The sequence below is a fragment of the Paraglaciecola sp. genome (genome assembly GCF_030730205.1).
Taxonomy (GTDB): domain Bacteria; phylum Pseudomonadota; class Gammaproteobacteria; order Enterobacterales; family Alteromonadaceae; genus Paraglaciecola.
Map to the genome: position 1 here is coordinate 1 of NZ_JANQVQ010000080.1, position 2,315 is coordinate 2,315.

Genomic DNA, 2,315 nt, shown 5'->3' on the forward strand with positions numbered 1-2,315 from the left:
ATTATTAACCACCGAGCAATTGGCTTTTATTCAAGACGCGAAGCAACTAAGTTGGTTCAACCTGACCGCAGAAAAGGTCATGATTCAACTCGCACAAAAAGACGCACAAGCAGCAAAGGTATACGTTGCCGCCTTAATGGACGTAGCGGCAGCAGCCAAATTTCAAACCGATCAAGATAAGGTCGACCCAGTCAATAATGGCATTCTTGAACCCCTATCTAACATTGCCGATACCGGCATTATTCCCATGAATACAGAAGCAGGCTCATACAATAAATCAAAAGTACTACAGCCTGCACTGTTAGATGAATACAAACGCACCCCTGGGCCATTCAGTGTGCAACGTTACATCCATGAAGACGATGGTATTTTAACGTTTGCTAATGCCCCAGTTGCTGTGCGCGCCGAAGACTTAAAAGCAGGAAAGGTAGAAGTAGCCTTTGTGGGTATCCCGCTTGCTTTAGGTTCAGGGTGGCGTGACTCCAAAAATGCACCCACCGTATTACGCGGAATGTACGGCTTAGGCGGTTACGATATTTCTGGCGGCGTTGATCCTTCATTGGTTTTAAGCATGGCAGATTATGGCAATATTTATGTTGATAATATGAGCCCAGAGCTGAGTATAGACCACGTGCGCGAGCAGATTGGTGACATGGTCGACGCGGGTGTTGTACCTTTCATTATTGGTGGCGATCACACTCTTATGTACCCAACCGTTGCAGCCATGAGTGACAAATATGGTGCTGATTCAATTAGTGTGGTTCACATGGATGCACATTACGGTGGAGAGCGTGGGCTAGAACATACCTTCTCAGATAAACAAAGTGTTTCTCGACTACTTGAAGATGGTTTGCTCAAAGGCTCGAATTTAGTCCAGCTTGGTTTACGTGGGCCTTCGCAAAATAAAGAGGCCCTGACCTGGTTACAAACACAGGGTGTACGTTATCACACCATGGCACAAGTGGAAGCACAGGGCTGGGACAAGGTAATGAATAGCGCCATTACCGAGGCAAAAACAGCGGCACCTAAGACCTTTGTTTCTTTTGACATGAGTGTAATCGATCCTGCATTTGTCGAAGGTGCAGGTAAGCCGATACCCGGAGGTTTAAGCATGCGTGAAGCCCTAACGACGGTACGCCGTATCTGTGCTGAAACAGAGATTATCGGCTTTGAAATGCTCGACATAGCGCCTTACCTCGATGTGAGTTACAAAACAGCTTTAAGTGCTAACTATATTATGCATGCCTGTTTGACTGGCATTGCGATGCGCAAAGAAGGTATAACGCAAACACAATACCTCGATCCACTAAGTGTCAGTCACGGGCAAAAATAGCCTGAGGGTTAAGGATGTCACAGTACCCCGTCGCATACGGAAGTACTGAGTGAAACTAAAAGAAAACCCACATAAGTGGTTTTTTTTGTAAGCTGAGTGCTTACAAAATCGGGGGAAGATCACATTACCACAGAAACGACCTATAACTGGATCATAGTATCGTGCCTGCATATAAATTAGTGCGAACTACGATCCAGCATTTACGCAAATCACTATGAACCAATGCCCTATTTTACTATCAAATCGTGATAACTAGGATCTAGTTATTGTATAATACCGCGCACGATTTTTAGGCGTATTAACTTACTGATTTATAAACAAACCGCTTCTATCAACGCTATTTTTTGATTACGATAAGATAAAGGAAGAGAGATATTTTTATATGGCGACTGCATACGCACAAGTAAATCCAAACTTAATTAGGTGGGCACGCGAACGTGCTGACCTATCTTTGGGTATGCTCGCTACAAAACTACAAACAACAGAAGATAAAGTTAAAGCATGGGAAAAAGGTGAAAAACCAATCACTATGCGTAAAGCAATGGATCTTGCCGAAAAAACGTATGTACCATTTGGCTATTTGTTTTTAAAAGAACAACCTGTAGACAGATTGCCCATTCCTGATTTAAGAACTGTTGATGGCGAACCATTAAAAAAGCCGAGCGCTGAATTATACAAAATTGTCCAGAATACAATATCTAAACAAAATTGGTTCAAGGACTATGTAAAAGATCAGGAACTAGAGCCTCTGAATATTGTGGGTCGTTTTAATTTAAGTACGCCCGTACTAGAAATAGTCAATGATATGCGAAGAGAACTTGGTGTTGAGCCTCATCCAAAGCGAGGAAGCTGGGAAGACTATCATAAAGATTTAGTTAAGCGAATCGAAGCTTTGGGCGTTTTAGTCATGAGACAAGGTAACCTTGGTCACCATACAAAACCACTTTATGTAAATGAATTTAGAGGGTTTGCAATAGCTGAC

Annotated in this window: 2 protein-coding genes; both read left to right on the forward strand. The window is 42.9% G+C overall.

Annotation, left to right across the window (positions count from 1 at the left end):
* Window positions 1-1,333: agmatinase family protein (locus tag NWQ57_RS06965; RefSeq protein ID WP_306021420.1), on the forward strand; the 1,333-nt coding region annotated here is incomplete at its 5' end.
* A gap of 382 nt (window positions 1,334-1,715) precedes the next feature.
* Window positions 1,716-2,315: helix-turn-helix transcriptional regulator (locus NWQ57_RS06970; RefSeq protein ID WP_306021421.1), on the forward strand; the 600-nt coding region annotated here is incomplete at its 3' end.